Source organism: Streptomyces sp. UH6 (assembly GCF_013421635.1).
Lineage (GTDB): Bacteria > Actinomycetota > Actinomycetes > Streptomycetales > Streptomycetaceae > Streptomyces > Streptomyces abyssomicinicus.
The window spans coordinates 1-5,220 of record NZ_JACADT010000365.1 but is presented as its reverse complement, the minus strand read 5'-3'; the positions used below and the strand labels follow the sequence as shown (position 1 = coordinate 5,220).

At 73.7% G+C, this 5,220-nt stretch carries 5 protein-coding genes; 3 read left to right on the top strand and 2 right to left on the bottom strand.

Annotated elements, in window-relative coordinates; genetic code table 11:
* Nucleotides 1-230: 230 nt before the first annotated feature.
* From HW445_RS17720 to HW445_RS17710, 3 genes are all read left to right on the top strand, one after another.
* On the top strand, nucleotides 231-818 hold the full coding sequence (locus tag HW445_RS17720; protein ID WP_180221981.1) for an RNA 2'-phosphotransferase: 588 nt from the start codon (nucleotides 231-233) through the stop codon (nucleotides 816-818).
* Nucleotides 819-926: 108 nt separating this feature from the next.
* Nucleotides 927-1,829 carry an LLM class flavin-dependent oxidoreductase gene (locus HW445_RS17715; protein ID WP_180221980.1) on the top strand — a complete coding sequence of 301 codons (903 nt, stop codon included), beginning with the start codon at nucleotides 927-929 and terminating at the stop codon, nucleotides 1,827-1,829.
* A 119-nt stretch (nucleotides 1,830-1,948) separates the two neighbouring features.
* Complete coding sequence (locus HW445_RS17710) at nucleotides 1,949-2,839, top strand: Cof-type HAD-IIB family hydrolase (RefSeq protein ID WP_180221979.1); 891 nt, start codon at nucleotides 1,949-1,951, stop codon at nucleotides 2,837-2,839.
* Nucleotides 2,840-2,866: 27 nt separating this feature from the next.
* Here HW445_RS17710 and HW445_RS17705 read toward each other — a convergent pair whose 3' ends face one another.
* Nucleotides 2,867-3,931, bottom strand: a complete 1,065-nt coding sequence (locus tag HW445_RS17705; protein WP_180221982.1) for a M23 family metallopeptidase — start codon at nucleotides 3,929-3,931, stop codon at nucleotides 2,867-2,869.
* Between the two features lie 379 nt (nucleotides 3,932-4,310).
* The coding region (locus HW445_RS17700; protein WP_180221978.1) for an amino acid ABC transporter ATP-binding/permease protein at nucleotides 4,311-5,220 on the bottom strand (910 nt) is incomplete at its 5' end.

The window sequence follows — 5,220 nt, the reverse complement described above, 5'->3', positions numbered from 1 at the left end:
GGAGCGGCTCGCCGCGGCGGTGCTGGACGCGGTGCTCCAGGGGCGGCCGGAGGTCGAGGTGGCGCCCGAGCCTCCTGGGGCGCGGGTGCTCGCGGCGGTGGTCAGGCGGGTGCGTCGGGACCGCTCGCCGTCCGCATAGCGGCGAAGTTGTCCACAGGCTGGTCGGGTTTTCCTGTGGAGAACCGTAATTCGCTGTGGATCAAACCCCGAATGCGTGAGACTTGGCCCACATGAACACCACTCCGGAAGGCGCCGGCATCGACGACCGGCGCATGGTCAAGGTCTCGAAGTACCTCTCCCGCCATCTGCGGCATCAGCCCGACCGGATCGGCATCACCCTCGATCCGGGCGGCTGGGTGGACATCGAGACCCTGCTGGAGGCCGCCGCCGCCCACGGGTTCCCGATCGGCCGGGACGAGCTCGACCACGCGGTCTCCGCCAACGACAAGCGCCGTTTCGCCGTCGACGGCCCTCGCATCCGCGCCAGCCAGGGGCACACCGTGGAGGTGGACCTCGGCCTGGAACCGGTCGCACCGCCGCCGTTCCTGTACCACGGCACGGTGGCCCGGAACCTCGATCCGATCCGAGCCGAAGGGCTGCGACCCATGGCCCGCCACGACGTCCACCTCTCGGCGGACCGTGAGACGGCCACCCGCGTGGGCGCCCGCCGGGGCCGGCCCGTGATCCTGACCGTCGACTCCGGCGCGATGCACCGGGACGGTCATGTCTTCCACCGCAGCGCCAACGGCGTCTGGCTGACCCGTGCGGTACCGCCGGAGTACCTGCGGCTCCAGGAAGGCCGAGCAGGCGAGGGGTGAGACGAGCCAAGGGGCGGGGTTGAGCGGAGGGGACGGGTTGAGCGGAGGAGCGGGGTTGAGCGGAGGTGGCATGTTTCACGTGAAACGTCCCGGCCTTAGGCTCGCTGCATGAGCTTGCGTCTGAGCACCGTGATCCTGCCCTACCGTCGCTGGCACGAGGGCGGGCGAGCCGCCTGGGAGCGGGCCGAGGGACTCGGCTTCCACACCGCCTACACCTATGACCACCTGTCCTGGCGCAGCTTCCGGGACGGCCCGTGGTTCGGCGCCGTGCCCACCCTGACCGCTGCCGCCGCCGTGACCTCCCGCCTCCGGCTGGGCACCCTGGTCACCTCCCCGAACTTCCGCCACCCGGTGACGCTCGCCAAGGAACTGATCTCCCTGGACGACATCTCCGAAGGCCGCATCACGCTGGGCATCGGCGCCGGAGGCACCGGCTTCGACGCCACCGCCCTGGGTCAGGAGCCCTGGACGCCACGTGAGCGGGCCGACCGGTTCGCCGAGTTCGTACCGCTGCTGGACCGGCTGCTCACCCAGGGCTCGGTTTCCTTCACCGGCGACCATTACTCGGCACACGAGGCCCGCAACCTCCCGGGCTGCGTCCAGCGGCCCCGGCTGCCCTTCGCGGTGGCGGCCACCGGCCCCCGGGGGATGCAGCTGGTCGCCCGCCACGGGCAGTCCTGGGTGACCACCGGCGACCCGACGATCTTCGAAACCGGCACCCCGGAGGAGTCCGTGGCCGCCATCCGCCGCCAGACCGAGCGGCTGGCGGACGCCTGCGCGGCGATCGGCAGGGACGCGAAGGAACTCGGCAAGGTTCTGCTCACGGGCTTTACCCCCGACCGCAACGCCCCGCTGGAGTCCGTCGACGCCTTCGTGGATTTCGCCGGCCGGCACGCGGAGCTGGGCTTCACCGAGCTGGTGATCCACATGCCGATCCCCGACTCGGACTTCGACGTGGACGAGAAGGTGTTCGAGCGCATCGCCACCGAGGCACCGGCGCAATTGAGCTGACGCCTGGCCGGGGGTTGACCGCAGACGCCCCCGGCCAACCCGGCATATCCGGGGGAATCGAGCATTCAGTGGTCGATTCTCACTCAGATGTGCGGGCATCCGCACGCACGTGCTGGCATATGCGCGAGAATGGCGGGGTGACCTCAGCTCTCGAAGCGCCCGCGACCCGGGCCCACGCTGCAGTTCCGCCCCGGCTGATCGCCACCGACCTGGACGGCACTCTGCTGCGGGACGACAAGTCCGTCTCCCCCCGCACCGTCGCCGCGCTGGCCGCCGCCGAGGCCGCCGGGATCGAGGTCTTCTTCGTCACCGGCCGGCCGGCCCGCTGGATGGAGGTCGTCAGCGACCACCTGCACGGGCACGGCCTGGCCATCTGCGGCAACGGCGCCGCCGTGGTCGACCTCCACGAGGGCCCGGGCCACCACCGCTTCACCATGGTCCGCGAGGTCGGTCACGCCAACGCCAGGGAGACCGTGCGGCTGCTGCGCCAGGGCGCCCCCGGCACCGTCTTCGCCATCGAGCAGACCTACGCCTTCCACCAGGAGCACGCCTACCCGAGCATCCACGTGGAGCGGCCCGACTCCTACGGGGACGCCGACGAGCTGCTGGCCCCCGGTGGGGCCGCCTCCCGGTTGCCGGTGCTCAAGCTGCTCGCCTTCCACCCCGCGCTGGAGCCGGACGCCTTCCTGTCCCTCGCCCGCACCGTGGTCGGCGACCGGGTCACGGTCACCCGGTCCAGCCCCACCGCCCTGGTGGAGATCAGCGGACCCGGCGTCTCCAAGGCCAGCACCCTGGCCATGTGCTGCGCCGTGCGCGGCATCTCGCCCGAGGAGGTCGTGGCCTTCGGGGACATGCCGAACGACATCGAGATGCTCACCTGGGCCGGCCAGGCCTACGCCATGGGCAACGCCCACCCGGACGCCCTGCGCGCGGCGGGCCGCCGGACGGCGGCCAACAACGAGGACGGGGTGGCGGTCGTCATCGAGAAGATCCTGACCGAGTTGCCGTAGCTCCGCGGCGCGGCTGCGGCCGAGGGGTCAGCCCAGCGGGACACCGCGTGCCGAGAGCCAGGGAACGGGGTCGAGCGCCGAGCCCGTCCCGGGACCCACCCGCACCTCGAAGTGCAGGTGCGGGCCCGTGGAGTTGCCGCTGGTCCCCGACTGCGCGATCCAGTGCCCGGCCGCCACCCGCTGCCCCTGGTCCACAGCGGCCGCGGCCAGGTGGGCGTACTGGGTGAAGTGGCCGCCGGGGTGCGCGAGCACCACCTCGATGCCGAACGGGCCTCCGCAGGACACCTTCACCACCCGGCCCTCACCCACCGCCCGCACCGGGGTGCCGATCGGCACCGCGAAGTCCTGCCCGGTGTGCCGGCTCGCCCACCGGGCGCCGCCCTGCCCGAACCCGGCCGACAGCGTGTAGCTCTCCACCGGCGCCACCCACGGACCCGCGACCGGCCGACCGGGCTGTTCCAGCCGCACCGCGCCCCGGCAGGACCCGGCCGCGACCGAGGCGTCCGCCCGGTTCTGCAGCATCCCCTGGGCCTCCTCCAGCGTGCTCTGGATCTCCCGGCGCATCCCGGCCAGCTCGGCGGACCGTGCCTCCAGCCGCTGCCGCCGCTCCGCGGCCTCCCTCCGCTCCGTGGAGAGCCGCCGCTCGACCCGGCGGCTCCTCTCGATGACGTTGTTCACGGCCAGGTCCGCCCGCCACACGGCGCGGTGACTGTGCATCAGCGCCTCCGGGTCGTCCGCCAGCAGCAACTGGGCCGAGACCGGCAGCCCTCCGCCCGCCCGGTACTGGGCCCTGGCATACCTGCCGAGGTCGGCCCGCAGCACCTCGGCCTCGCGCCGGTTCACGGCCAGCAGACGGTCCAGTGCACCGGCCCGTACCCGCTCCTTCTCCAGCCGGCGGGTACCGGCCTCGTACCGCGAGGTGGCCCGGGCAGCCTCCTGGTAGAGGCGCGCCACCCGGGTACTGAGGCCGCCGTCGTCGGGTGGCGCGGCGAGCGCCTGTTCCCCCTCGGCGGCCGCGGGCCGCACGGCCAGCGCGACCAGGGTGCACAGCAGGACGGGAAAGAGAGGCAGGGAGCGCCGAGGTGAGGGCATGTCAGTGATCGTCATGCCGTCACCGGCGCACGGCCCGTCGAGGGCGTACGGCCGGGGGAACCCCTGCGGCAGCCGGGTGAGCGCGGGTCGGTGCCATCCCCTGGCACCGCCGCCCCTGAGGGTGGACCGGCCGGGCCGCCCGGCCTCGACGCGCGGCCACCTCCCCTGTCACGCCCCCCGGACCCGCCCGGGCGTGCCGGTCACCGCACCAGGCGCACCCAGGGCAGCAGGGCACGAGGGCAGCAGGGCACGAGGCAGGCATGGGTCGTGCATGGGCCGGGCGACGTGGTCGAGCGCAGTCTGCCCACCCGCCGGCACCCCCGTCACACGACCCATGTCGCACGACCCATGTCGCACGACCCCCGTCACGCGACCCCCGTCACGCGACCCCCGCCACGGCGGGACGGCCGGCGAGGTGCTCCGCCGCCTCCTCGCGGGCCACCATCGCGCGGAACGGGCCGTCGACCCCCACCAGTTCCGCGTACCCGCCGCGCTGCACCACCCGGCCGCCGTCCAGCACCATCACCTCGTCCACCGCCTCCAGTCCTGCCGTGCGGTGGGTGATCAGCACGGTCGTGTGCCCCTCGGTGGCGGCGAGCAGGTCCGCGGTGAGCGCGTCGGCGGTCGGCAGGTCCAGGTGCTCGGTGGGCTCGTCCAGCACCAGCACGGGGAAGTCCGCCAGCAGGGCGCGGGCCAGGGTCAGCCGTCGGTGCTGACCGCCGGACAGCCGGGCGCCGTGCTCCCCGATCAAGGTGTCCAGGCCGTCGGGGAGGGCGTCGGCCCACTCCAGCAGCCGCACCCGCCGCAGGACCGTGCGCAGCTCCGCCTCGGTGGCGTCCCTGCGGGCGATCAACAGGTTCTCCCGGATGCTGCTGTCGAAGAGGTGGGCGTCCTGGGCGCAGAGCCCCACCACCCGGCGCACCTGGTCACCGTCCACCGCACGGATGTCGACCCCGCCCAGGGCGCAGACCCCGGCCTCCGGTTCGAGGAACCGCAGCAGTACCTGCGCCAGGGTGGTCTTGCCCGCACCGGACGGCCCCACCACGGCCACCCGTCGGCCCTGCTCCAGCCTGAGGTCCACACCGCGCAGCGCGGCCTTCGCCGCACCGGGATGGCGGGCCACCAGCCCACGGACCTCCAGGGGAAAGGGCGAGGCGGGCACCGGGCGAGGGGACTCCGGCTCGCGCACGGGGTCCGGCGCGTCCAGCACCTCGAAGACCCGCCCGGCGCCACGCCGCACCCGCTGCCGGTGCTGGGCGGCGAGGGGCAGGCCGAGCACGGCCTCGAAG

Coding starts and splice junctions, on each gene's coding strand:
- HW445_RS17715 (WP_180221980.1), top strand. CDS start 927: ATGAGCTTGCGTCTGAGCACCGTGATCCTGCCCTACCGTCGCTGGCAC.
- HW445_RS17710 (WP_180221979.1), top strand. CDS start 1,949: ATGCGCGAGAATGGCGGGGTGACCTCAGCTCTCGAAGCGCCCGCGACC.
- HW445_RS17705 (WP_180221982.1), bottom strand. CDS start 3,931: ATGCCCTCACCTCGGCGCTCCCTGCCTCTCTTTCCCGTCCTGCTGTGC.
- HW445_RS17720 (WP_180221981.1), top strand. CDS start 231: ATGAACACCACTCCGGAAGGCGCCGGCATCGACGACCGGCGCATGGTC.